24 protein-coding genes are annotated in these 23,076 nt (G+C 67.4%); 2 read left to right on the forward strand and 22 right to left on the reverse strand.

Translation table 11 applies throughout. The features are described 5' to 3' along the window. Window positions 1–55: 55 nt before the first annotated feature. From HCX50_RS04915 to prmC, 16 genes are all read right to left on the reverse strand, one after another. Window positions 56–853 carry a protein phosphatase 2C domain-containing protein gene (locus tag HCX50_RS04915; RefSeq protein ID WP_167633201.1) on the reverse strand — a complete coding sequence of 266 codons (798 nt, stop codon included), beginning with the start codon at window positions 851–853 and terminating at the stop codon, window positions 56–58. Between the two features lie 81 nt (window positions 854–934). Next, the gene (locus tag HCX50_RS04920) at window positions 935–1,918 is read right to left on the reverse strand and encodes an aldo/keto reductase (protein ID WP_167633202.1); all 984 of its coding nucleotides are present in this window, start codon (window positions 1,916–1,918) and stop codon (window positions 935–937) included. Between the two features lie 89 nt (window positions 1,919–2,007). After that, complete coding sequence (locus tag HCX50_RS04925) at window positions 2,008–2,799, reverse strand: DUF5684 domain-containing protein (protein ID WP_205828793.1); 792 nt, start codon at window positions 2,797–2,799, stop codon at window positions 2,008–2,010. 142 nt (window positions 2,800–2,941) lie between these two features. Next, window positions 2,942–3,688, reverse strand: coding sequence for a peroxide stress protein YaaA (gene yaaA, locus HCX50_RS04930; RefSeq protein ID WP_167633203.1), 747 nt, complete (start codon window positions 3,686–3,688; stop codon window positions 2,942–2,944). Between the two features lie 76 nt (window positions 3,689–3,764). Continuing rightward, complete coding sequence (locus HCX50_RS04935; protein ID WP_017830988.1) at window positions 3,765–4,025, reverse strand: F0F1 ATP synthase subunit epsilon; 261 nt, start codon at window positions 4,023–4,025, stop codon at window positions 3,765–3,767. Between the two features lie 2 nt (window positions 4,026–4,027). Then, window positions 4,028–5,482 (reverse strand): F0F1 ATP synthase subunit beta, encoded by a 1,455-nt coding sequence (gene atpD / locus HCX50_RS04940; RefSeq protein ID WP_017830989.1) that lies wholly within the window; start codon window positions 5,480–5,482, stop codon window positions 4,028–4,030. Window positions 5,483–5,503: 21 nt separating this feature from the next. Next, complete coding sequence (locus HCX50_RS04945; RefSeq protein WP_029261860.1) at window positions 5,504–6,400, reverse strand: F0F1 ATP synthase subunit gamma; 897 nt, start codon at window positions 6,398–6,400, stop codon at window positions 5,504–5,506. A 19-nt stretch (window positions 6,401–6,419) separates the two neighbouring features. Next, window positions 6,420–8,060 carry a F0F1 ATP synthase subunit alpha gene (gene atpA, locus HCX50_RS04950; protein ID WP_091033706.1) on the reverse strand — a complete coding sequence of 547 codons (1,641 nt, stop codon included), beginning with the start codon at window positions 8,058–8,060 and terminating at the stop codon, window positions 6,420–6,422. A gap of 47 nt (window positions 8,061–8,107) precedes the next feature. Next, entirely contained in the window at window positions 8,108–8,899 is a 792-nt protein-coding gene (locus HCX50_RS04955; protein ID WP_167633204.1) for a F0F1 ATP synthase subunit delta, read from the reverse strand. Continuing rightward, a complete protein-coding gene (locus HCX50_RS04960; protein ID WP_029261863.1) occupies window positions 8,899–9,453 on the reverse strand; it encodes a F0F1 ATP synthase subunit B in 555 nt (184 codons plus the stop codon). The genes HCX50_RS04955 and HCX50_RS04960 overlap by 1 nt, the downstream gene beginning before the upstream one ends. 27 nt (window positions 9,454–9,480) lie before the next feature. Then, window positions 9,481–9,717 (reverse strand): ATP synthase F0 subunit C, encoded by a 237-nt coding sequence (gene atpE / locus HCX50_RS04965; RefSeq protein WP_017830994.1) that lies wholly within the window; start codon window positions 9,715–9,717, stop codon window positions 9,481–9,483. A gap of 43 nt (window positions 9,718–9,760) precedes the next feature. Then, window positions 9,761–10,480, reverse strand: a complete 720-nt coding sequence (gene atpB, locus HCX50_RS04970) for a F0F1 ATP synthase subunit A (protein ID WP_258134098.1) — start codon at window positions 10,478–10,480, stop codon at window positions 9,761–9,763. A gap of 210 nt (window positions 10,481–10,690) precedes the next feature. Next, window positions 10,691–11,209, reverse strand: a complete 519-nt coding sequence (locus HCX50_RS04975) for a hypothetical protein (protein ID WP_091033711.1) — start codon at window positions 11,207–11,209, stop codon at window positions 10,691–10,693. Then, window positions 11,209–12,378: an MraY family glycosyltransferase gene (locus tag HCX50_RS04980; RefSeq protein WP_029261866.1), complete on the reverse strand. Its 1,170-nt coding sequence runs from the start codon at window positions 12,376–12,378 to the stop codon at window positions 11,209–11,211. The genes HCX50_RS04975 and HCX50_RS04980 overlap by 1 nt, the downstream gene beginning before the upstream one ends. Next, the gene (locus tag HCX50_RS04985) at window positions 12,375–13,106 is read right to left on the reverse strand and encodes an L-threonylcarbamoyladenylate synthase (RefSeq protein WP_091033712.1); all 732 of its coding nucleotides are present in this window, start codon (window positions 13,104–13,106) and stop codon (window positions 12,375–12,377) included. Before HCX50_RS04985 ends, HCX50_RS04980 begins: the two co-directional genes overlap by 4 nt. Window positions 13,107–13,158: 52 nt before the next feature. Further along, entirely contained in the window at window positions 13,159–14,019 is an 861-nt protein-coding gene (gene prmC / locus HCX50_RS04990; RefSeq protein ID WP_091033715.1) for a peptide chain release factor N(5)-glutamine methyltransferase, read from the reverse strand. Window positions 14,020–14,119: 100 nt separating this feature from the next. Here prmC and cysK point away from each other — a divergent pair, with 100 nt between their 5' ends. After that, entirely contained in the window at window positions 14,120–15,058 is a 939-nt protein-coding gene (gene cysK, locus HCX50_RS04995) for a cysteine synthase A (RefSeq protein WP_167633205.1), read from the forward strand. Between the two features lie 7 nt (window positions 15,059–15,065). Further along, window positions 15,066–15,635, forward strand: coding sequence for a serine O-acetyltransferase EpsC (gene epsC, locus HCX50_RS05000; protein WP_091033719.1), 570 nt, complete (start codon window positions 15,066–15,068; stop codon window positions 15,633–15,635). Window positions 15,636–15,656: 21 nt separating this feature from the next. Here the strand turns inward: epsC and HCX50_RS05005 are convergent, their stop codons facing one another. The 6 genes from HCX50_RS05005 to lysA form a co-directional block, all read right to left on the reverse strand. After that, window positions 15,657–16,064 (reverse strand): phage holin family protein, encoded by a 408-nt coding sequence (locus HCX50_RS05005; protein ID WP_091033721.1) that lies wholly within the window; start codon window positions 16,062–16,064, stop codon window positions 15,657–15,659. 28 nt (window positions 16,065–16,092) lie between these two features. After that, on the reverse strand, window positions 16,093–17,172 hold the full coding sequence (gene prfA / locus HCX50_RS05010; protein WP_091033724.1) for a peptide chain release factor 1: 1,080 nt from the start codon (window positions 17,170–17,172) through the stop codon (window positions 16,093–16,095). 11 nt (window positions 17,173–17,183) lie between these two features. Beyond that, entirely contained in the window at window positions 17,184–19,199 is a 2,016-nt protein-coding gene (gene rho, locus HCX50_RS05015; protein ID WP_167633206.1) for a transcription termination factor Rho, read from the reverse strand. Window positions 19,200–19,363: 164 nt separating this feature from the next. Next, on the reverse strand, window positions 19,364–20,326 hold the full coding sequence (gene thrB / locus HCX50_RS05020; protein ID WP_167633207.1) for a homoserine kinase: 963 nt from the start codon (window positions 20,324–20,326) through the stop codon (window positions 19,364–19,366). Between the two features lie 2 nt (window positions 20,327–20,328). After that, window positions 20,329–21,633 (reverse strand): homoserine dehydrogenase, encoded by a 1,305-nt coding sequence (locus HCX50_RS05025; protein WP_091033731.1) that lies wholly within the window; start codon window positions 21,631–21,633, stop codon window positions 20,329–20,331. A 21-nt stretch (window positions 21,634–21,654) separates the two neighbouring features. Then, window positions 21,655–23,073, reverse strand: a complete 1,419-nt coding sequence (lysA, locus tag HCX50_RS05030) for a diaminopimelate decarboxylase (protein WP_167633208.1) — start codon at window positions 23,071–23,073, stop codon at window positions 21,655–21,657. Between the last annotated feature and the right edge of the window lie 3 nt (window positions 23,074–23,076).

Raw genomic sequence — 23,076 nt, forward strand, 5'->3', positions numbered from 1 at the left:
GTCCAGTGGATCGCATGCCTCTCGAGCGAACGGCGCTGTCCACAGCGCCGAGCGGCTACTCCGTCGTGTCTTCGATTGGGGAGGACGAGTCGCCCTCGTCGTCGACCTGCACGATGATGAGCGTCACGTTGTCACGCCCGCCGTTCTCCAACGCGGCGGCGAGCATCGCATCCACGCTCTGGCCCGGATCGCGGTGTTCCCGGAGAAAGTGCTGGATCCCGTAATCGGTGAGCTCCTTGGTGAGCCCGTCGGAGCAGATGACGAACCGGTCGCCGGCGCGTACGTCGATCGTCACGTAGTCCGGTGCCGTGAGTTCACTCGCACCCACCGCCCTCGTGATCACGTTGCTGTACGGGTGCCCCTCGGCCTCTTCCGGGCTCAGCTTGCCCGCGGTGATCAGCTCCTGCACGACGGAATGATCTGTCGTGACCTGGACGAGACGGTCATCGCGAAGAAGGTAGACGCGGGAATCCCCGATGTTCAGAGCCACCCACTGGGCGTGATCGCCCGTGCTCGCGAAGAAGACGCCGGTGAGAGTGGTACCGGTGCCCTCGTCGGTCGTCTCAGGGTGGTCGGCGATGTCGCCCACCGCCCGTTCAAGCGCCTTCTCGATCGCAGGACCGTTGACATCGCCCGCGGAGACCACGGCCTGGAGTCGCTCGACGGTGCTGCGGCTCGCGATCTCTCCACCGGCGTGACCGCCCATGCCGTCTGCGACGACGAACAGGGGGAACTCAGCGAGGAACGCATCCTGATTCGTCTCCCGACGACGACCGAGATCGGTGACCCCTGCCCAGGACAGCAGCAATGGGCGCTGCGCAACCGTGAAGCGATGCGTCTTCGTCTCAGCCACGTGCTGCCTCCGATGGATCTGCGACGGGTCGGGCGTCCGCAGGATACTCACACATCGTAGTAGAACTCCCCCGCACCGCGATCACACTCGGGCGCCCGGGTCGGCGGGCAGAGGGAACAACTCGTCGATGATCCTTTCCTCTTCGGCGCTCGGGCGCCAGGAATCGCCCGCCGCCGCGTTCGCTTCGACCTGCTCCCGTGACGTCGCACCGGCGATGACACTGGAGACGGCCGGCCGCGAGAGGAGCCAGCCGAAGGAGGCCTCCAGCATCGTGAGTCCACGCTCGTCGCAGAAGCCGCGGAACGCGTCGATAGCATTCCAGGGCGCGTTCTCCCAGACATGGCGACGTGCCGACATGATGCGGCTCGAGGCCGGTCCCCCCTCACGCGTGAACTTGCCGGTGAGGAGTCCGTTGTGCAGCGGGAAGTACGGGAAGAAACCCAATTCGTATCTCTCCACGGCCGGCAGCACCTCGCGTTCGGCCGCGCGCGCGAGCAGGGAATAGTGGTTCTGTGCAGAGATGAATCGGCCGGAAGACCGCGCACGGGTCGTGAACTCCGCCTCGGCGATCTGCCATCCGGTGAAGTTCGAGTGCCCGTAGTAGCGGATCTTGCCTTCGCGCACGAGCTCATCGAGAGCGTCTGTGGTCTCGGCGATCGGCGTCTCCGGGTCAGGCAGATGCAGCTGGTACAGGTCGATCCAGTCGGTGCGCAGGCGTCGCAGCGACTCCTCCACCGCCCGCCGGACGTAGCGGCGGGAACCACGTGCCGCGGGGAACTCGTACCCCATGTCGCGCTCCTGCCCGAACTTCGTGGCGAGCACCACGCGATCTCGGCGACCCTCGAGGGCTTCACCCATCAGCGTCTCACTCGCACCGGCGACCGCACCGTACATGTCGGCGGTATCGAAGAAGGTGATGCCGTTCGCGAGTGCCGCATCGATCACCTCGCGCGTTCCGGAGAGAGTCTCGGTCACCGTCCCCGCGCGACCGAAGTTGTTGCAGCCGAGGCCGGTGGTTGACACGAGCAGACCGGAAGCGCCGACCCGGCGCTGAGACAAGACCATGTCCTCCACGTTAGCGGGCGCGTCGGAACAGTGGCCAGCCAGGACAGCACAGAGCCCCCGACCGAAGTCGAGGGCTCTGTGTCAGGTCATCATGCCGGAGGCTGAGTGGGTTCGCTCGGCGGTGCCGGCGGAGCAGCCGGCGGTGCAGGCGGTGCCGTGGGCGGCGCAGGCGGAGTGGTCGGCGGTGCTGCCGGAGGTGCCGGCGGGGTGGTGGGCGGAACCGGCGGCACCGGTGCACCCGTGGCGGGAGCCGCGGGTCCCGCGGGCGGAGCGTAGCCGGGCTGAGCCGGCGGTGCGTAGCCCTGAGGTGCCGGAGGCGCGTACCCCTGCGGTGCGCCGTATCCGGGAGCCGGGGCGGCAGCAGCCTGAACAGGGATGCCCTGCCAGGCCGTGCGGTCGCCGAGCAGCGCGTTCCCTGCCCACGAAGCGGGCTGGATGCGCGAGTTCCACTGCGACTTGTCGAAGGCATTGATGCCAAGCCAGACCGGGGGCAGGAAGAAGTACAGGACGACCCAGACCGCATCCTTCTGCAGCTTGAGACCCACGCGCCATGCCGCGATCAGGTCGATGATACGTCCGGCGATTCCGACGAGCGGAAGGATCAGGAACCAGCCGAGGAAGGGGATGATGGCTCCGACGATACCGGCACCCATCAAGTAGAGAACGAGCCACGGGCTCAGGTCACCGAGCTTGTAGAAGATCATGGTGCTGTACACGGGAACCCATGCACGCCACTTTCCCTGCACTCCCGCCTTCTCGAAGATCCTCATGTAGAACCATGAGTAGAGCGCGTAGATGGCGAGTGGCAGGATCGTATAGACCAGGATCAACGCGACCAGCGCGCCGCCTGACAGGCCGTCATAGCCGTAGTAGTCGTTCATGGTTCCCTCCAGAAATTCATGATGCGGCATCATGCGCTGAACACACTAGCGCGTCCTCTACTTCTCATGCATGACCATTCCGTCCTCGGGCGCGCGTCGGATACATACGCACGCGCGCAGAAGCGCAGCTTCCGCACGCCGCTCACTCGGCGACGACGAGCTCCAGAACACCCGGTTGCTCGGCGTCACGCAGCACGATGCCTCGGCTCTCGGCCCAGCGCCGGAGGGAGCGGAGCGAGGCCACGCGTGGCCGATCTTCGGCCAGGGCGCGCACGAGCAGCCCTTTTGACTTCTTGTTGAAGTGGTTCAGCGCCCGGCCGTGCTCGGTGACGACCCGGACATAGGCGGAAGGCACGGTGTCGGGCACAGGGCCCAGCGCCACATACGCCTCACTGCGCAGATCGAGCACGAACGAGGGCGACGCCTCCGCGATCGCCGCTGACGTGGGTTCCGCCCAGTGCTTCCGCAATGCAGGGAACCGCGGCAGCGACGTCCCGGCGGCCAATCGATAGGTGGGTACCGGGTCCAGCGCGCCGACCGGTCCGAGAGGTGCACTGTGGATCCAGACGTGCTCCCCCAGCCAGCGACGCGATGCCGCGGAGAGACCCCGCGCATCCAGAGCGTCGAAGAGGACACCCGTGTAGCGATCGACCGCCGGCAGGGTGGGCGCCGTCCACAGCCGACGATTGTGCGCGATCTCCCCCATCTGGCGGTCGCTCAGTTTGAGTACGCGTCGCGAGACCTCTTCGTCAGCGGCGAGGTCGACGAGGGCGTCCAGCACGGCGGATCGATGCACCCTCAGCGACGGCAGCGAAAGGGACGCGATGTCGAGCGGGACGTCGTGACCGCCCTCGCGCTTCGTCTCCGACGGCGGAAGCAGGATCTTCATGGAACCTCGGTGAATGCAGACGCGTCCGCCTCGGGACCCGAGTGGGTACCGAGGCGGACGCGTCGAAACGGAACTGCTAGGCGATGAGAGCCGCGTTGCCGGCGACGATCGTCAGGGTGTCGCCCTCCATGGAGAGGAACCCGTCCTGCGCGTTGGCCAGCACCTTCGTGCCATCGGACTGCGTGATGCGGACCTGGCCCTCAGCGAGGATGGCCAGCACCGGCTCGTGGCCGGTCATGAAGCCGATCTCGCCCTCGACGGTCTTGGCGACCACAAGGCTCGCCTCTCCCGTCCAGACCTCCGCATCCGCGGAGACGAGGCTGACGTGGAGCGCCATGGTCAGCCGTTCTCCTTCTGGATCTTCGCCCACTGCTCTTCGACGTCGGAGATGCCACCGACGTTGAAGAAGGCCTGCTCGGCGACGTGGTCGAAGTCACCGCGCGTGATCGCATCGAAGGACTCGATGGTCTCCTTGAGCGGGACCGTCGAACCCTCGACACCGGTGAACTTCTTCGCCATGTAGGTGTTCTGCGAGAGGAACTGCTGGATGCGACGTGCACGCGACACGACGATCTTGTCTTCCTCGGAGAGCTCGTCGACACCGAGGATGGCGATGATCTCCTGCAGTTCCTTGTTCTTCTGGAGGATCTGCTTGACCGTCGTGGCGACGCGGTAGTGGTCCTCGCCCAAGTAGCGGGGGTCCATGATGCGCGACGTCGAGGTCAGCGGGTCGATGGCCGGGTACAGACCCTTCGAGGCGATCTCACGAGAGAGCTCGGTCGTCGCGTCGAGGTGGGCGAACGTGGTCGCCGGAGCCGGGTCGGTGTAGTCATCGGCCGGCACGTAGATCGCCTGCAGCGAGGTGATCGAGTGACCACGCGTCGAGGTGATGCGCTCCTGGAGCACACCCATCTCGTCGGCGAGGTTCGGCTGGTAACCCACAGCGGAGGGCATACGGCCCAGCAGCGTGGAGACCTCGGAGCCGGCCTGCGTGAAGCGGAAGATGTTGTCGATGAAGAGCAGCACGTCCTGCTTCTGCACGTCACGGAAGTACTCCGCCATCGTCAGGGCCGACAGGGCGACGCGCAGACGCGTTCCCGGCGGCTCGTCCATCTGGCCGAACACGAGGGCGGTCTTGTCGAAGACGCCCGCCTCTTCCATCTCGTGGATGAGGTCGTTGCCCTCACGGGTGCGCTCACCGACACCGGCGAACACCGACACACCACCGTGGTCCTGCGCGACGCGCTGGATCATCTCCTGGATGAGAACGGTCTTGCCGACACCGGCGCCACCGAACAGACCGATCTTTCCACCCAGCACGTACGGGGTGAGAAGGTCGATCGACTTGATGCCGGTCTCGAACATCTGAGTCTTGGACTCGAGCTGGTCGAAGTTCGGCGCCTTGCGGTGGATGGGCCAGCGCTCGGTGACCTCGATCGTCTCACCGGGCTCGAGGTTGAGCACCTCGCCGATGACGTTGAACACCTTGCCCTTGGTCACGTCGCCGACGGGGACCGAGATGGCCTCACCGGTGTCGCGGACCTCCTGACCGCGGACGATGCCGTCGGTCGGGTTCAGAGCGATGGCGCGGACGAGGTCGTCGCCGAGGTGCTGTGCGACCTCGAGCGTGATCTCGGTGGACTCTTCGCCCATCGCGATCGTGGTCTTCAGCGCGTTGTAGATGTCGGGGATCGAGTCATGAGGGAACTCGATGTCGACAACCGGACCGTTGACGCGTGCGACGCGCCCGACGACCGCGGTCGCCGGCTGGTCAGCCGGAGCGGTGAGGGTCATTTTCGTCTCTTTCCTGATGGTCTATTTGCTCGAGAGGGCGTCGGCGCCGCCGACGATCTCGGCGATCTGCTGCGTGATCTCCGCCTGGCGCGCGTTGTTGCGCAGACGGGTGTAGTCGGTGATGAGCTTGTCGGCGTTGTCGCTGGCCGACTTCATCGCCTTCTGCGTCGCGGCCTGCTTGGCAGCAGACGACTGCAGGAGAGCGTTGAAGACGCGGCTCTGGATGTACACCGGCAGGATCGCATCGAGAACGGTCTCGGCATCCGGCTCGAACTCGTACAGCGGGTAAACGGTGTTACCTGCCTCCGACTCATCGGCTTCCGTGATCTCCAGCGGGAGCAGACGCACGGACTCGGGCGACTGCGTCATCATGCTGACGAAACGGTTGTACACGAGGTGGATCTCGTCGACGCCGCCGTCCTGTCCCCCGCGGGAGAAGGAATCGAGCAGAGTCGCGGAGATCTCCTCAGCGGTGTGGAACGACGGGGTGTCCGTGTCGCCGGTCCACTCCGCAGCGGCAGCGAGGCGTCGGAACTGGAAGTATCCGACGGCCTTGCGACCGATGAGGTAGAAGACCGGCTCCTTGCCCTGCTCGCGCAGGAGCTCCGCCACCTCGAGACCCTCACGGAGGATCTGCGAGTTGAAGGCTCCGGCGAGACCGCGGTCCGAGGAGAAGATCACGACCGCGGAGCGGGTGATGTTCTCGGACTCGCGGGTCAGCGGGTGATCCACGTTCGAGTGCGTCGCGACGGCCGAAACAGCCCTCGTCACGGCTCGCGCGAAGGGTGTGGACGCTTTGACGCGTGCCATCGCCTTCTGGATGCGCGAAGCCGCGATGAGTTCCATCGCCTTCGTGATCTTCTTGGTCGTCTGAGCAGAAGAGATCTTCTGCTTGTAGACCCTGAGTTGAGCGCCCATATGTCAGTACCTCACGCGGTTACGCGCGACGACCCTTGACGATCTTCTCCTGGTTGACGTCCTCAGCCTCGGCTGCAGCGTGCTCCTCGTGGCCGGGAGCGCCGATGCCGGCGCCCTTGCCACCCTGGAACTCCAGGATGAATGCGTCCGTGTGCTTCTCGAGCTCTGCAACCGTGTCGTCGTCAAGGACGTTGGTGTCGCGCAGGGTCTCGAGAACCTGAGTGTTGCGGCGCAGGTAGTCCAGGAGTTCGCGCTCGAAACGCAGAACGTCGGAGACCTCGAGAGTGTCGAGCTTGCCCTTCGTTCCTGCCCAGATCGAGACGACCTGCTCCTCGACGGGGTACGGGGAGTACTGCGGCTGCTTGAGCAGCTCGGTCAGACGCGCACCACGGGAGAGCTGACGACGCGACGTCGCGTCGAGGTCGGATGCGAACATCGCGAAGGCCTCGAGCGAGCGGTACTGCGCGAGCTCCAGCTTCAACGTTCCCGAGACCTTCTTGATCGACTTGACCTGAGCGTCGCCACCGACTCGCGAGACCGAGATACCCACGTCGACCGCCGGACGCTGGTTGGCGTTGAAGAGGTCGGACTGCAGGAAGATCTGGCCGTCGGTGATCGAGATCACGTTGGTCGGGATGTACGCCGAGACGTCGTTCGCCTTGGTCTCGATGATCGGGAGACCCGTCATGGAACCTGCGCCGAGCTCGTCGGACAGCTTCGCGCAACGCTCGAGCAGACGCGAGTGCAGGTAGAAGACGTCACCCGGGTATGCCTCGCGGCCCGGCGGACGACGAAGGAGCAGGGACACGGCACGGTAGGCCTCGGCCTGCTTCGACAGGTCGTCGAAGATGATGAGGACGTGCTTGCCGCCGTACATCCAGTGCTGACCGATGGCGGAACCGGTGTACGGCGCCAGGTACTTGAAGCCGGCGGGGTCGGATGCCGGAGCTGCCACGATCGTGGTGTACTCCAGAGCACCGGCCTCTTCGAGCGCACCCTTCACCGAAGCGATGGTGGAGCCCTTCTGACCGATGGCGACGTAGATGCAGCGGACCTGCTTGTTGACGTCGCCCGACTCCCAGTTGGCCTTCTGGTTGATGATCGTGTCGATCGCGATGGCGGTCTTACCCGTCTGGCGGTCACCGATGATCAGCTGACGCTGACCACGGCCGACCGGGATCATCGCGTCGATGGCCTTGATGCCGGTCTGCATCGGCTCGTGCACCGACTTACGCTGCATGACGCCGGGCGCCTGCAGCTCGAGAGCGCGGACGCTCTCGGTGGCGATCGAGCCGAGGCCGTCGATCGGGTTGCCGAGCGGGTCGACCACGCGGCCGAGGTAGCCATCGCCGACGGGGACCGAGAGGACCTCGCCGGTGCGGGTGACTTCCTGACCTGCCTGGACACCGGTGAACTCGCCGAGGACGACGACACCGATCTCGTGCTCGTTCAGGCTCTGCGCGAGGCCCTTGGTGCCGTCGGCGAAAATCACGAGCTCGTTGGCCATGACGCCCGGCAGTCCCTCGACGTGCGCGATTCCGTCCGCGGCGTCGATGACGGTGCCGACCTCGGTCGCCCCGGCCCCGGAGGGCTCGTATGCTGCGGCGAAGTCCTTCAGCGCGTCACGGATGACGTCGGGGCTGATCGATAGTTCTGCCATTGTCTTCCCTTTGTATCTGGGTGCGCGGTTCCCCGCGCGAAGTCGTGTTAGCCCGCGAGCTTCTGGCGAAGATCTGCGAGTCGTGCGGAGATGCTGCCGTCGATGACGTCATCGGCGATCTGCACGCGCAGACCTCCGACGACGGCAGGGTCGATGACGACGTTGAGGGATACCTGACCGGCGTAGCGACGCGAAAGCGAGTCGCTGAGACGGGCGCGCTGTGCGTCGGTGAGCGGGGCCGCGGTGTGCACCGTGGCGACCACACGACCACGCTGGCTCGAGACGATGCTCATCGCTCGGTTCAGCAGTCGCCGTGCGCGGCGCTCACGCGGCTGACGCACGAGCGACGTGATGATCAGCGTCGACGCAGCGCTCGTGGAGCCTTCGGCCAGGAGGCGCTCGACGAGAGCACCCTTGGCGTCTTCTCCCCCGAGGCTGCTGCCCAGGGCGAGCTCGAGCTCGGGGTTGGCCGCGATCACGCGGGAGAAGCTGAACAGCTCTCCCTCGATGTCCGTGCCGGGTTCCGCGATCGCGGCGGCGCGGATCGCGAGTTCCTCGATACCGTCCACCATCTCGCCGGCATTCGACCAGTGCTCCGCCACAGCGGTCTTCAGAACGCTGAGAGCGTCTGCAGAGAACCCACCGAAAACCGCGGCGACGACGGACTGTCGCGCCTCGGCGGGAGCGGCAGCATCAGCAAGCGCGCCGCTCAGCTGGGACGACTCGCTCACGGCACGCGCGGCAGCGAGAAGCTCCCGTGCGGTGTCGAGGGAGACGTCCTTCGCTGCGGCAAGCGTCTTGATGGATGCCGCGAGTGCCTGAGTGGTCGCGCTGCCCATTACTGAGCCGCCTTCTCGGATGCCTCGAGGTCGGCGAGGAAGCGGTCGACGACAGCCGTCGCACGCGCGTCGTCGGAGAGCGTCTCGCCGACAACGCCGCCGGCGAGGTCGATGGCGAGCGTTCCGACCTCGCTGCGCAGCGAGACGAGAGCGGTCTGCCGCTCAGCCTCGATCTGCGTGTGCGCGGTGGCGGTGATGCGTGCAGCCTCGGTGGACGCGGCATCCTTCGCCTCGGCGACGATCTTCTTGCCGTCCTCGCGGGCGGCCTCGCGGATCTCTCCAGCCTCGGTACGCGCCTCAGCGAGCTGACGCGTGTACTCCTCGAGTGCCGCCTCCGCCTGCTTCTGCGCCTCGTCGGCCTTGGCGATGTTGCCCTCGATGGCGGCGGACCGCTCGTCGAGCATCTTCGTGAGCCGAGGAAGGGCGACCTTCCAGACCACGATGAGGATGACGATGAACCAGAGGCCCGACCAGATGATGTCGTACCACGCAGGGATGAGGGGGTTGTTCGGCTCACCCTCTGCTGCGAGGTTCGTGACAAGAGCGTTCAGCATCCTGTCTCCTTCAGAAGTCGGTGAGGATTACGGGAAGGGGATGAATGCGACGGCGATGCCGACGAACGCAAGCGCCTCGGTGAAGGCGATACCGATCCACATGAGGACCTGGAGACGACCGGCCAGCTCGGGCTGACGGGCGACGCCCTCGATGGTCTTGCCGACGACGATGCCGACGCCGATGGCCGGGCCGATGGCTGCGAGGCCGTAGCCGACAGCTCCGAGGTGACCGTTGATTTCAGCGAGAACCGTAGTAGCGTCCACGGGGTTTTCCTTTCGTTGGGTGGGAAGGCTGATGCCTGCCCGCTCAGTGCTCTTCTGCGACCGCGAGCTGGATGTAGACCGCGGTGAGGACGGTGAAGACGTATGCCTGGAGGACGGCGACCAGGATCTCGAAGAGAGTGAAGGCGCCGCCGAAGGCGAGGGTTCCGACACCGAGCGCGGCCCAGCCGCCGCCTGCGGTGAAGAAGAAGAACTGGGTCGCGGAGAACGCGAGGACCAGGATCATGTGCCCCACGACGAGGTTCATGAGAAGACGAAGCGTCAGCGTGACCGGACGCAGGATGAATGTCGAGATGAGCTCGATGATCGCGACGATCGGCATCGCGGCGACCGGCACGCCCTGCGGGAACAGAGAGTTCTTGAAGAACTTGAGGCCGTGGCGCTTGATGCCCGCGTAGATGAAGGTCACGTAACTGACCACGGCGAGCGTCAGCGGCACCGCGACGATCGCCGTTCCCGGCATGTTCAGGAACGGGATGATGCCCGTGATGTTCATGAACAGCACCATGAAGAAGATGGTGGTGAGGATCGGCAGGAAGCGATCGCCGTCCTTGCGCCCGAGCATGTCGTGGGCGACGTTGGTGCGGACGAAGCCGAGCCCCATCTCCACCAGGCTCTGGAAGCGTCCGGGGACGACCTTCATGCGGCGGGTGCCGAGCCAGAGGATGAGAACCACGGCGATCACCGCGAGCAACTGGACCAGGTGGATCCGGTTGACGGGGATCGGGCCTACGTGGAAGAGGATCTCCGGGAAGAAATCGTCGATCGAAGGGCCGTGGAACTCGCCGTCGGAGGCAAGTCGAGGGGTCAGGGTCGCAGCAAGATTAAACAGCGCGGGCTCCAGCTTCGGGGCACCGGTCTAAACCGGGGCGACGATGGTCGGTGTGCTACACAGCGCAAGCGCTCGCGGGCGAGCGGCGGGCACGTTTCAACAGTATCAGAATCTGAGGGTCACCTAAGACCGCGGGCCGCCGTCGACGGGACCTTCATCGATGTGATTCGCGTTGCCGGGTGCGCGGTCCTCTGGCACCTCGGTCGGCAGCGTCGTATCGCTCACATTCGGCAGTCGCATGCGGGTGAGCACGATCACATCGATCGCGAGCGACATGAGCACGCCGGCCACGATCGAGAGGAAGAAAACCATCGGCTCCAGCCAGGGCTGGCCGGCGAGCAGGATCATCGCGACGACGAACAGTCCGAGCTTGAGGAGCCAGCCGCCCAGGACGATGGCGAAGAACAGCTGCACGTAGATCGGGTCGCCGTACCAGCGGTTGGCGATGAGGATGCTGATGCCGGTGATCGCCAGGAACACGGCGGCCAGCAGCACTCCCAGCAGCCCGCTGATGAGGCCCTCTCCCCCGGCGACGGCGTAGCCGACACCGCCGGCGACGATCGCGAGTGCCGCGGTGGCGACCGCCGACCAGATGAGGGTGCGACGCAGGATCGGCGTGCTGGAAACGGGGCTCGGGCTCATCAGGACTCCACGGGTGTCGGGTCGGTGTCGGCGGCCGCTGCGCTCTTCCTGCGGCGGGTGGGGCTCAGGGTGACGACGAGGCAGGCGGCGATGCCCACCACGCCGAAGCCGACGCCGGGAAGGTACTGGCCGGGCCAGTCCTCCCGTGCACCGACGTACATCAGCAGGACGGCGAGCGAGATGACGGCGGTCCACGCGTAGAAGATGAGGACCGCGTCGCGGTCGCGGTGGCCGAGGTCCAGCATCCGGTGATGGAGGTGCTTGCGATCGGGTGAGAACGGAGATCGGCCGGCGCTCATGCGCCGGAGCACGGCCAGACCGAAATCGAGCAGCGGCAGCAGCACGACCAGCAGCGGCAGGAGGATCGGGAGGAACGCACCGATCAGCTGCGAGCGGCCGAGGCGCTCGGGGTCCAGAGCCGACGGATCCATCTGGCCGGTGATGGAGATCGCCGACGTCGCCATCAGCAGGCCGATCACCAGAGCACCCGAGTCGCCCATGAACAGCTTCGCCGGACTCCAGTTCAGCGGTAGGAAACCGAGACAGGCGCCGATCAGGACCGCGGCGAGGAAAGTGGAGAGGTTGAAGTAGCTCGAGGCTCCGGAGTCACGCGTGAAGATGTAGGAGTACGCGAAGAACACGCCGTTCGAGATGAGACACACCCCGGCGACCAGTCCGTCGAGTCCGTCGATGAAGTTCACCGCGTTCATCACGATGACGATCGCGAACATGGTGATCGTGATGCTCAGCCAGCTGGATACCACGATGAGGTCGCCGAACGGCAACGACAGGATCTGCAGTCCGCCGCCCACGGTGATGAGTCCGGCGGCAAGGAACTGCGCGCCGAGCTTGATCATCCAGTCGATGTCCCAGAGGTCGTCGACCACGCCGATGATCGCGATCAGGAGAGAGGCGCCCAGGATCGACCACATCGTCTGCGGAGGGATCCAGATGCTCTGGAAGAACGGATTGATCGCCGAGAACCCGAAGGCGGCGGCGATGCCGAGGAAGATCGCCACACCGCCGAGGCGAGGGGTCGGCGTCGTGTGCACGTCGCGCTCGCGGATGCCGGGGTACAGCTTGAACCGGAGGCTGAGTCGCCAGACCGCCCAGGTCAGCGCGAAAGTGATCGCTGCCGTGAGGATGACCGTGGCGAGATACTGCTTCACGAATCCGCGTCCTGCGGCTCCTCCGCATGCACATGCTCCGCGTCCTGCGGCTCCTCGGCTTCGAGCAGATCGCCGAGCACCTCCTGCAGCTGTTCGCGCGTCACCGCACCGTCTCGGAGGATGCGAACAGTGCCGGGTTCGGCGTCCGCACCGCGGCGGACCAGAGACGTGGCGTCGACGATGGTGGAGGCGATGCCGTCCTTGCTCAGGCCGTCGGCGAGGTACACGGCGACGCTGTCACCCAGCATCTGCTCCGCGTCCGATGCCGAGATCGCGGCGGGCTGGCCGGTGAGATTGGCGCTGGACACGGCGAGCGGTCCGGTCTCGGCCAGCAGCTCCAGTGCCACACGTCCCTCCGGCATCCGCACCGCGACGGTCCCGAGCGTCTCGCCGAGATCCCACACCAGAGAGGGCTGGGCGGGGAGCACGATCGTGAGACCGCCGGGCCAGAACGCCTCGATGAGACGTTCGACCGGCTCCGGGACGGACTCGGCCAGGGCGGCGAGCGTCTCCTTCGTACCGATCAGAACGGGCGGCGGCTGATCGCGGCCGCGCCCCTTCGCATCGAGCAGCCGCTGGACGGCGGCGGGAGAGAACGCGTCGGCAGCGACGCCGTACACGGTGTCTGTGGGCATGACGATGAGTTCGCCACGGCCGATCGCCTGGCGCGCATGGCGCATGCCGGCGAGCAGCTGCGAGTCATCGCGGCAGTCGAAGATGGTTGACATGACGGTTCGATTCTATGCGGCGCGGGGGCGGCAGATGCTCAGAGGGTGCTGATCAGGGCCTGAGCGCTGTGGTGGTGCGGTCCCGCAGGGTGAGGTCACGATGCGTCGCCGGTGCGCGCCAGCCGTCCGCGGCGAGGATGTCCCTGATCGATTCCCCCTGCAGCTCGCCGTGCTCGATGACGAGAAGACCACCGGGGTGAAGGAGCGCGAGCGCCCGAGAACTGAGCACTCGCACGATGTCGAGACCGTCCTCTCCCCCGTACAGCGCCATCGCGGGGTCGAAGAGTCGCACCTCAGGATCGCGCGGAATCGCGGCATCCGGCACATAGGGCGGGTTCGAGATGACGACCGATGCTGTGCCGTCGAGCTCGGGGAACGCCTCTCCCAGATCGGACAGCACGAGCGTCAGGTTGTCGACGCCGGCGACGTTCCGACTCGCCCACGCGTGCGCATCCTCGGACAGCTCGGCGGCGAAGACGCGGGCGTGCGGCACCTCCGTCGCCATCGCGAGGGCGATCGCTCCGCTGCCGGTGCCGAGGTCCACGCCGATCGGCTCGGGCTCGGCGGAGTTCAGCAGCGCGTCGATCGCGTACTGCACCACCGTCTCGGTTTCCGGCCGCGGCACGAACACCCCGGGCCCGACCGCCAGCTCGAGGTGACGGAAAGGAGCGGTCCCGGTGATGTGCTGCAGCGGCTCGCGCGCAGCACGGCGCGTCACCAGAGCATCCAGCGCACCCGCTGCCTCGTCGTCGACGTCGTCGCCGCGGATGATCGCGGCCTGCACTTCGCCGCGTCGCCGACCGAGGACGTGGCCCGCGAGCAGCTCCGCGTCGACCAGAGGATCGGGCACGCCGACGTCGGCCAGGCGCTGAGCGGCGGCGCGCACGAGGGCCGCGAGAGAGGTGTCGGACATGGGTTCCAGCGTAGAGCGCGCTGAGCCGTCACAATGCCCCCGCCCATAGGGCCCTCCCCTAGGCTGGACCGGCAGCGAACCCCGCACAGGAAGGCTCCTCATGCCCGGCATCCACTCCGACATCACGACCGCTTTCGGCAACACGCCGCTCGTGCGTCTGAACCGCGTGACCGAGGGCCTCGGGGCCACCGTGCTCGCCAAGCTCGAGTACTACAACCCGGCATCGAGCGTGAAGGACCGCATCGGCATCGCCATGATCAACGCGGCGGAGGCATCGGGCGAGCTAAAGCCCGGTGGCACGATCGTGGAGTCGACGAGCGGCAACACCGGCATCGCCCTCGCGATGGTCGGCGCCGCCCGCGGTTACCGGGTCATCTTGACGATGCCCGCCTCCATGTCGAAGGAGCGCCGCGTGCTGCTCAAGGCGTTCGGTGCGGAGATCGTGCTCACCGATCCCACCAAGGGTATGAGCGGCGCGATCGAGGAGACCAAGCGCATCGTCTCGGAGACGCCCGGCGCGATTTGGATCCGCCAGTTCGAGAACGCGGCCAACCCCCAGATCCACCGCGAGACCACGGCGCAGGAGATCCTCCGCGACACCGATGGCGCCGTCGACATCTTCATCGCCGGGGTCGGCACCGGCGGAACGGTGACCGGGACCGGACAGGCGCTCAAGGCGGCGAAGCCCGGCGTCCAGGTCATCGCCGTCGAGCCCAAGGACTCCCCCGTGCTCAGCGAGGGCCACCCCGGCCCGCACAAGATCCAGGGCATCGGGCCGAACTTCGTCCCCGACGTGCTCGACCGGGATGTGCTCGATGAGATCATGACCGCGGAGTTCGACGAGTCGCTGCGGGTCGCCCGCGAGCTCGCCGCCAAGGAGGGGCTGCTCGTCGGCATGTCTTCCGGCGCGGCCGTCGCTGCGGCGCTGAAGGTCGCCGCGCGCCCTGAGAACGACGGCAAGACGATCGTCGTCGTGATCCCGGACACCGGTGAGCGCTACCTCTCCACCGCCCTGTTCGAGGATCTGCGCGAAGACTGAGACGTCGATGAGCATGATCGGACGAATGCGCGAAGACGTCGCCGCGGCTCGTCTTCGTGACCCCGCCGCACGCAGCGCCGTCGAGGTCGCGCTGCTGTACCCGGGGCTCCACGCCATCTGGGCGCACCGCGTCTCGCACGCGCTCTGGCGACGTCGACTGCGGCTGCTTGCGCGCGCGGGCTCACAGCTGTCGCGCTGGCTGACCGGGATCGAGATCCATCCCGGCGCACACATCGGTCGTCGGTTCTTCATCGATCACGGCATGGGTGTCGTGATCGGCGAGACCAGCGTGATCGGCGACGACGTGATGCTCTACCACGGCGTGACTCTCGGCGGACGGACGCGCACCTCCGGCAAACGCCACCCCACCCTCGGCGACGGAGTGGCCGTCGGTGCCGGTGCGAAGGTCCTCGGCCCCATCACCATCGGCCCCGGTTCGGTCATCGGCGCGAACGCTGTGGTCACCCGTGACGCTCCGGCGGACAGCATCCTCGTCGGGGTTCCGGCGAAGCCGCGCCAGCGTCACACCGGCGAAGACACCAGAGCGCTGCTCGCCGCGCCGGATTACGCGATCTGAGCGGCGCCGACCCGAAACGGCCTAACGGCGCTTGGTCTTGACGGCCTCCACCTTCTTGCGAAGGAAGATGAGAGGAAGAAGGACGCTGCCGAGCGCGGTGATGAGCCACACGATGACCGAGCCGAGAAGCCAGCCGGTGAGGTCGGTGATGCGCAGTCCGCCGATGGGCAGCAGCACCACGATGATGAGGGAGATCAGCGTCGAGAAGATGCCGATGCCGCCCATGAGCACGGGGGCGTAGCGCGTGGCCATCTTGCCCACCCACGGCGCGAGGACGCTCTGCAGGATCGCGAAGATCAGGATGCAGATGACGAAGCCCCACCACTTGTCCCACTCGATCTGGAACCCGTCGAGGGCGAGGTCGGCGGCGATCAGGCCGAGACCGGCCGACACGACATACATGAGGCCGCGGAACAGAAGTGTGATCACGGCCCGAGCATAGCGCTCGCGCGGCTTGTCAGGAGTCGGACCCGACCGCGGCGAGCCGTGCTTCCTCGTCGGTAGTGATCGCGCTCTCGATCAGCGGGTCGAGTGCTCCGTCCATGACCTGATCGAGGTTGTACGCCTTGAAGCCGGTGCGGTGATCAGCGATCCGGTTCTCGGGGAAGTTGTAGGTGCGGATGCGCTCCGAGCGGTCCATGCCTCGGATCTGCGATCGGCGGGCATCGGATGCCGCGGCGTCCAGCTCCTCCTGCTGACGCGCGAGCAGCCGGGCGCGCAGCACACGCATGCCCGCCTCGCGGTTCTGCAGCTGGGACTTCTCGTTCTGCATCGACACCACGATGCCGGTCGGCACGTGAGTGATGCGCACGGCGGAATCGGTCGTGTTCACCGACTGCCCACCCGGACCGGATGAGCGGAACACATCGATCTTGAGGTCGTTCTGGTCGATGTGGATCTCTTCGGGCTCGTCGACCTCGGGGAACACGAGCACCCCGGTGGTCGACGTGTGGATGCGCCCCTGGGACTCCGTCGCCGGCACCCGCTGCACGCGGTGCACGCCGCCCTCGTACTTGAGGTGGGCCCACACGCCCTGCGCGGGGTCGGACGAGGATCCCTTGATGGCGACCTGGACGTCCTTGTACCCGCCGAGGTCGGACTCGTTCCGCTCGAGCAGCTCGGTCTTCCAGCCCTTGGACGCCGCGTACTGGATGTACATGCGCAGCAGGTCGGCGGCGAACAGCGCGGATTCCGCACCGCCCTCCCCCGCCTTGATCTCCATGATCACGTCACGGGCATCGTCAGGGTCGCGCGGGATCAGCAGACGCCGCAGCCGTTCCTGCGCGGACTGCAGCTCTTCTTCCATCGCCGGGATCTCGGCCGCGATCGACTCGTCCTCCCGCGCGAACTCGCGCGCGGTCTCCAGATCATCGGTCGCGGCGATCCACGCTTCATACGCGGCGACGATGCGAGACAGCTCGGCGTAGCGACGGTTCACGCGCTTGGCGCGGGCAGCGTCGGCGTGCACCGCCGGGTCGGAGAGTTCCTCCTGCACCCGGCGATGCTCGTCGATCAGAGTCTGGACGGACTCGAACACGGCTCAGCCGCTCAGCGGATGTTGTTGTCGTGCCCGTGCGCACCCGAGGGAAGCGTCGGGATCGACTTCTGCATCTGCACGAGGAACTCGACGTTCGAGTTCGTCTCCTTGAGCTTGCCGAGGACGACCTCGAGAGCCTGCTGCTGGTCGAGGCCGGCGAGGGCACGACGCAGCTTCCACGTGATCTTGACCTCGTCGGCCGAGAGCAGCATCTCTTCGCGACGGGTGCTCGACGCGTTCACGTCGACCGCCGGGAAGATGCGCTTGTCGGCGAGGGCGCGGGAGAGACGCAGTTCGCTGTTGCCGGTGCCCTTGAACTCCTCGAAGATGACCTCGTCCATCTTGGAGCCGGTCTCGACCAGCGCCGTGGCGAGGATCGTGAGGGATCCGCCATTCTCGATGTTGCGCGCCGCGCCGAAGAACCGCTTGGGCGGGTACAGCGCCGACGCGTCGACGCCACCGGAGAGCACGCGGCCCGATGCCGGCGCAGCCAGGTTGTACGCACGGCCGAGGCGGGTGATCGAGTCGAGCAGCACGACGACGTCGCGTCCGAGCTCGACCAGGCGCTTCGCACGCTCGATGGCGAGCTCGGCGACCGTGGTGTGGTCTTCGGCCGGACGATCGAACGTCGAGGCGATGACCTCGCCCTTGACCGAGCGCTCCATGTCGGTGACCTCTTCGGGGCGCTCGTCGACGAGCACGACCATGAGGTGGACCTCGGGGTTGTTCTGCGCGATCGCGTTCGCGATCTGCTGCAGGACGATCGTCTTGCCGGCCTTGGGCGGCGCGACGATGAGACCGCGCTGGCCCTTGCCGACCGGGGCGACCAGGTCGATGATGCGCTGGGTCAGCTTCTCGGGGGCCGTCTCCATGCGCAGACGCTCCTGCGGGTACAGCGGGGTGAGCTTGCCGAACTCCACACGCGTGGCCGCGTCGTCGACCGACAGACCGTTGATCGAGTCGACCTTGACCAGCGCGTTGTACTTCTGGCGCCCCTGCTGCTCGCCCTCGCGGGGCTGCTTGATCGAGCCGACGACGGCGTCGCCCTTGCGGAGGTTGTACTTCTTCACCTGGCCGAGCGAGACGTACACGTCGCTGGGGCCGGCGAGGTAGCCGGTGGTGCGCACGAAGGCGTAGTTGTCGAGCACGTCGAGGATGCCGGCGATCGGGATCAGGACGTCGTCCTCGCCGATCTCGGTGTCGAACTCATCGGTCGGGACACCGCTGCGGCGCTTGTTGCGCTGACGGTTGCGGTTGTTGCCGCCGGCCTGGTCGTCATCGGCCGCGGGCTGTGCCTGCTGCTCCTGCGCTGTGCCGTTCTGTCCACGTCCACGGTTGCGGCTGCGGCTGCGGTTGCGACCGCGGCCACCCTGCTCCTCGCCACCGTCGGAGTCGTCGTCGCCGTTGTTGCTGTTCTGCGCGTCGTTGTTCTGCGCGTCGTTCTTCTGCGCATCGTTCTTCTGCCCGTTGTTGTTGTTCTGCGCGTTGTTGTTGTTCTGCGCGTTGTTGTTCTGAGCGTTGCGGCCCCGTGCGTTGCCGCTCTGGGCGGGCTCGGCGGCGGCGTCAGACGAGGCATCCGCAGCAGGCGCTGCATCCGTGGCCTCGGCCTCGGGGGCTGCCGTCTTCTGGGCGCCACGTCGTCCGCGGCCGGTCGACTTGGGTGCCGACTCCGCCGCAGCTTCTGCCGGAGCGGCATCCGCGGCCGGTGTCTCTGCCGGAGCGGCTTCTGCTGCCGGGGCCTCGGCGTCGGCCTTCTTGGCACGGCTGCGACGCGGTGCCTTCGCCTTCGGCGCGGCCTCGGTGGTCTCGGCCGACGCCTCAGCGGGCGCGGCATCGGTCGTGGACGCGGTCTCGGTCTTCGACGCGGGCTTCTCGGCCTTCGCTGCTTCGGCCTTCTCGGCCTTCGCGGCCGCGGTGGCGGTGCTGGCGCGACGCGGTGCACGCTTGCGCGCCGGTGCGGCCTCGGTTGCGGGTGCTTCGGACACCGAAGCGGACTGGTCGTTCTGGGTCTCGGAGAGGTTCTCCACGAGTACTCCCTTATATGTCATGGGGAATGAGCGTTGAACGCACACAACGGGTGCTGCGCGCGATCGCACGGGCTGACGCTCGGCGCCAGCCAGCCTCGGCACTTGTGCCACAGGGATTTGCGTGCGGGTCTTGCAAGAGTTGCAATGGGGCCAGATTCACGTAGTTACGTGGAGCCCTCCGCTCGAGTCCCCACTGTACCACCACGCACGTCGACTGCGAGCAGGAGCGCCTCCCACGGGGTGTCGGTGACTCGATCGGCCAGTTCCACCGCGTCTTGACGGCTGCCCGGCCCGTCGGCCAGCACGAGCACACTGGGACCGGCGCCGGACACGACGGCCGCAAAGCCCGCCTTGCGCAGCGCCTGCACGAGCCGCTGTGTCTCGGGCATCGCTTCGGCGCGGTAGTCCTGGTGAAGCCGGTCGGCGGTCGCGTCGAGGAGCAGTTCCGGACTCTGCATCAGGGCCGCGATCAGCAGCGCCGAGCGGGAGACGTTGAACACCGCATCCGCCGTGGACACCTGCGGAGGCTGCAGCGAACGCGCCTGCGAGGTCGACATCGTGTACGCGGGGACGAGCACGAGGGGCGAGACGCCGCGGTGCACGAGCAGCTTCTTGTGCTGCGGTCCGCGCTCCCCCACCCACGCGATCGTCAGCCCGCCGAACAGTGCCGGGGCCACGTTGTCGGGATGACCTTCGAGCTCGGTGGCGAGACGGAGCAGGTCGACATCGTCGATCTCGACGTCGCCGTCGAGCAGTCCTTTCGCCGCGAGCACGCCGGCAGCGACGGCGGCACCCGAGGATCCGAGTCCGCGACCGTGCGGCACGCCGTTCTCGGCGATGATGCGCAGGCCGGGGACCGGACGCCCCGCGTCGGCGAACACGTACGCGATCGTGCGGACGATGAGGTTCGACTCGTCGCGCGGGATCTCGGCGGCACCGGAACCGGTCACCTCGATCTCGAGTTCACCAGCCGGCAGTGCCGTGACCTGCAGGGTGTCGTAGATGCTGAGCGCCAGGCCGAGCGTGTCGAATCCCGGGCCGAGGTTCGCGCTCGTGGCCGGCACCCGCACCTCGACGGTGCGGCCTTCGACCGGGCTGCCCTCGACGGGGGCGAGGGCTGACGCCATCGTCACTCGCCTTCCACCCGGAGCACCGAGACGACTCGGGCGACGACCGCACTGTCGGCGAGAGCGTCGACCGTGGCGCTGAGCGCCTGCTCCGTCGCGCGGTGCGTGCCGATGATCAGTCGTGCGGTCGGCTCGTCCTCGCCCTCGACGGTCTGCACGACCGTCGCGACCGAGACTCCGCCATCGCTGAGGATTCCGGCGACCGTGGCGAGCACGCCCGGCGCATCCGCGACCTCGAGGGTGATCTGGTAGCGGGTGGTGACGTGTCCGATCGGGACGACCGGGAGGTTGGCCCTGGTCGACTCGCCGACTCCGACGCCCCCGGCGATGTGACGGCGGGCTGCGGAGACGACGTCGCCCAGCACGGCGGAGGCGGTCTGGACGCCACCCGCACCCGCGCCGTAGAACATCAGGGAGCCGGCGGCCTCAGCCTCGACGAAGACCGCGTTGTTGGCTCCGTGCACGGAGGCGAGGGGGTGCGAGTTCGGCACCAGCGCCGGGTACACGCGCACCGAGATCGATTCGGCGCCGTTGGCCTCGATGCGCTCGCACACCGCGAGCAGCTTGATGACGAACCCGGCGGCGCGGGCCTCCTCGATCATCGACGGGGTGATCGAGGTGATGCCCTCGCGGTAGACGGCTTCGAGCGGCACGGCGGTGTGGAACGCGAGACTCGCGAGGATGGCGGCCTTCTGCGCGGCGTCGTAACCCTCCACGTCGGCGGTCGGGTCGGCCTCGGCGTAGCCCAGGCGCTGGGCGTCGGCGAGCACGTCGGCGAAGTCGGCGCCCTCGGAGTCCATCCGGTCCAGGATGTAGTTCGTGGTGCCGTTCACGATGCCCATGATGCGCACCACCCGGTCGCCGGCGAGCGAGTCGCGCAGCGGACGGATGATGGGGATCGCGCCGGCGGCCGCGGCCTCGTAGTAGACGGACGCGCCCACGCGGTCGGCGGCCTCGAACAACTCGGGGCCGTGCGTGGCGAGGAGGGCCTTGTTGGCCGTGACGACGTCGGCGCCGGAGCCGATCGCCTGCAGGATGCTGGTGCGGGCCGGCTCGATGCCGCCGATGAGCTCGATCACGATGTCGGCGCCCAGGATCAGCGTCTCGGCGTCGGTGGTGAAGAGCTCCTTGGGGAGGTCGACGTCACGCGGCGCATCGACGTCGCGCACGGCGATGCCGGCGAGCTCGAGTTCGGCACCGGCACGGTCGGCCAGCTCGTCGCCGTGGCGCAGCAGGAGCGCCGCGACCTGCGAGCCGACCGCTCCGGCACCCAGCAGTGCCACACGAAGTCGTCGGTATTCAGTCATGGTTGCTCCTTCGGAGGTGGGTCATTGGTCTCCCTCGGGGGCTTTCGCCCCGTCGATGCCCGCGTCACGGGCCAGCACGTCGTCGACGGTCTCGCCTCGGACGATGACCGTCGAGTGTCCGTCGCGCACGGCGATCACCGGCGGACGCGGTACATGGTTGTAGTTGCTCGCGAGCGGCACGCAGTACGCACCGGTGGTCGGCACGGCGAGCAGGTCGCCCGGCACCAGATCCTCCGGCAGGTACTCGTGGTCGACCACGATGTCGCCGGATTCGCAGTGCTTGCCGACGACCCGGCTGAGGCGAGGCTCACCGGATCCCGCGCGCGAGGCGAGGCGCGCGGAGTACTGGGCGCCGTACAGCGCAGGACGCGCGTTGTCGCTCATGCCGCCGTCGACGCTCACGTACCGGCGCACGGCACCCGTCGCGACGGTCACGTCTTTGGTCGTGCCGACTTCGTAGAGCGTGACGCCCGCGGTGCCGACGATGGCACGGCCCGGCTCGAACGACAGGGCGGGAACGGGGATGCCGCGCGCGGCGCAGCCCTCCGCGACCGAGGTGACGATCGCATCCGCGAGCTCTTCGATCGGGGTCGGGTCGTCGACGCGCGTGTAGGCGATGCCGAAGCCGCCGCCGAGGTTGAGCTGCGGGACCGGACCGCCGTCGAGCAGCGTGGCGTGCAGATCGAGCACGCGGGATGCGGACTCGCGGAAGCCGGCGACGCCGAAGATCTGCGAACCGATGTGGCAGTGCAGCCCGGCGAACACCAGACCCGGGATCTCGCGGATGCGGGCGACCGCCGCCTCTGCCTCCGGGAGCGGGAAACCGAACTTCTGGTCCTCGTGGGCCGTGGCGAGGAAGTCGTGTGTCTCGGCGTGCACGCCGCTGATGACACGGACCAGCACCCGCTGGGTCGCGCCGGTGCGGGCGATGATCGCCGCGAGCCTTTCGACCTCGATGGCACTGTCGACGATGATCGTCCCGACGCCGACCTCGACGGCACGCTCGAGCTCGGAGACGGACTTGTTGTTGCCGTGGAACCCGAGCGATGCGGGTGCGACGCCGGCGGCTAGGGCCACAGCCAGCTCTCCCCCGGTGCAGACGTCGACGCGCAGACCTTCGTCGACCACCCAGCGCGCGACCGTCGTGCAGAGGAACGCCTTACCCGCGTAGTACACCTGGGCCGTGGTGGCGTGCTCCGCGGCGGCACGGTCGAAGGCCAGCCGGAACCGCCGCGCACGACCGCGCACCTCAGCTTCGTCGAGCACGAGCAGCGGCGTGCCATAGGTGCGGGCGAGGGCGGTGGCGCTGACACCGGCGATGTCGAGTACCCCATCGGCATCGCGCACTGCGGATGCCGGCCAGACGCCGTCGGCGAGGTCGTTCGCGTCATCGGGCACGGCGAGCCATTCCGGAGCGAGCGAATCGGCAGAGAGAAGCACTGA

It is taken from the genome of Microbacterium sp. B19(2022) (genome assembly GCF_012030385.1).
GTDB lineage: Bacteria > Actinomycetota > Actinomycetes > Actinomycetales > Microbacteriaceae > Microbacterium > Microbacterium oxydans_B.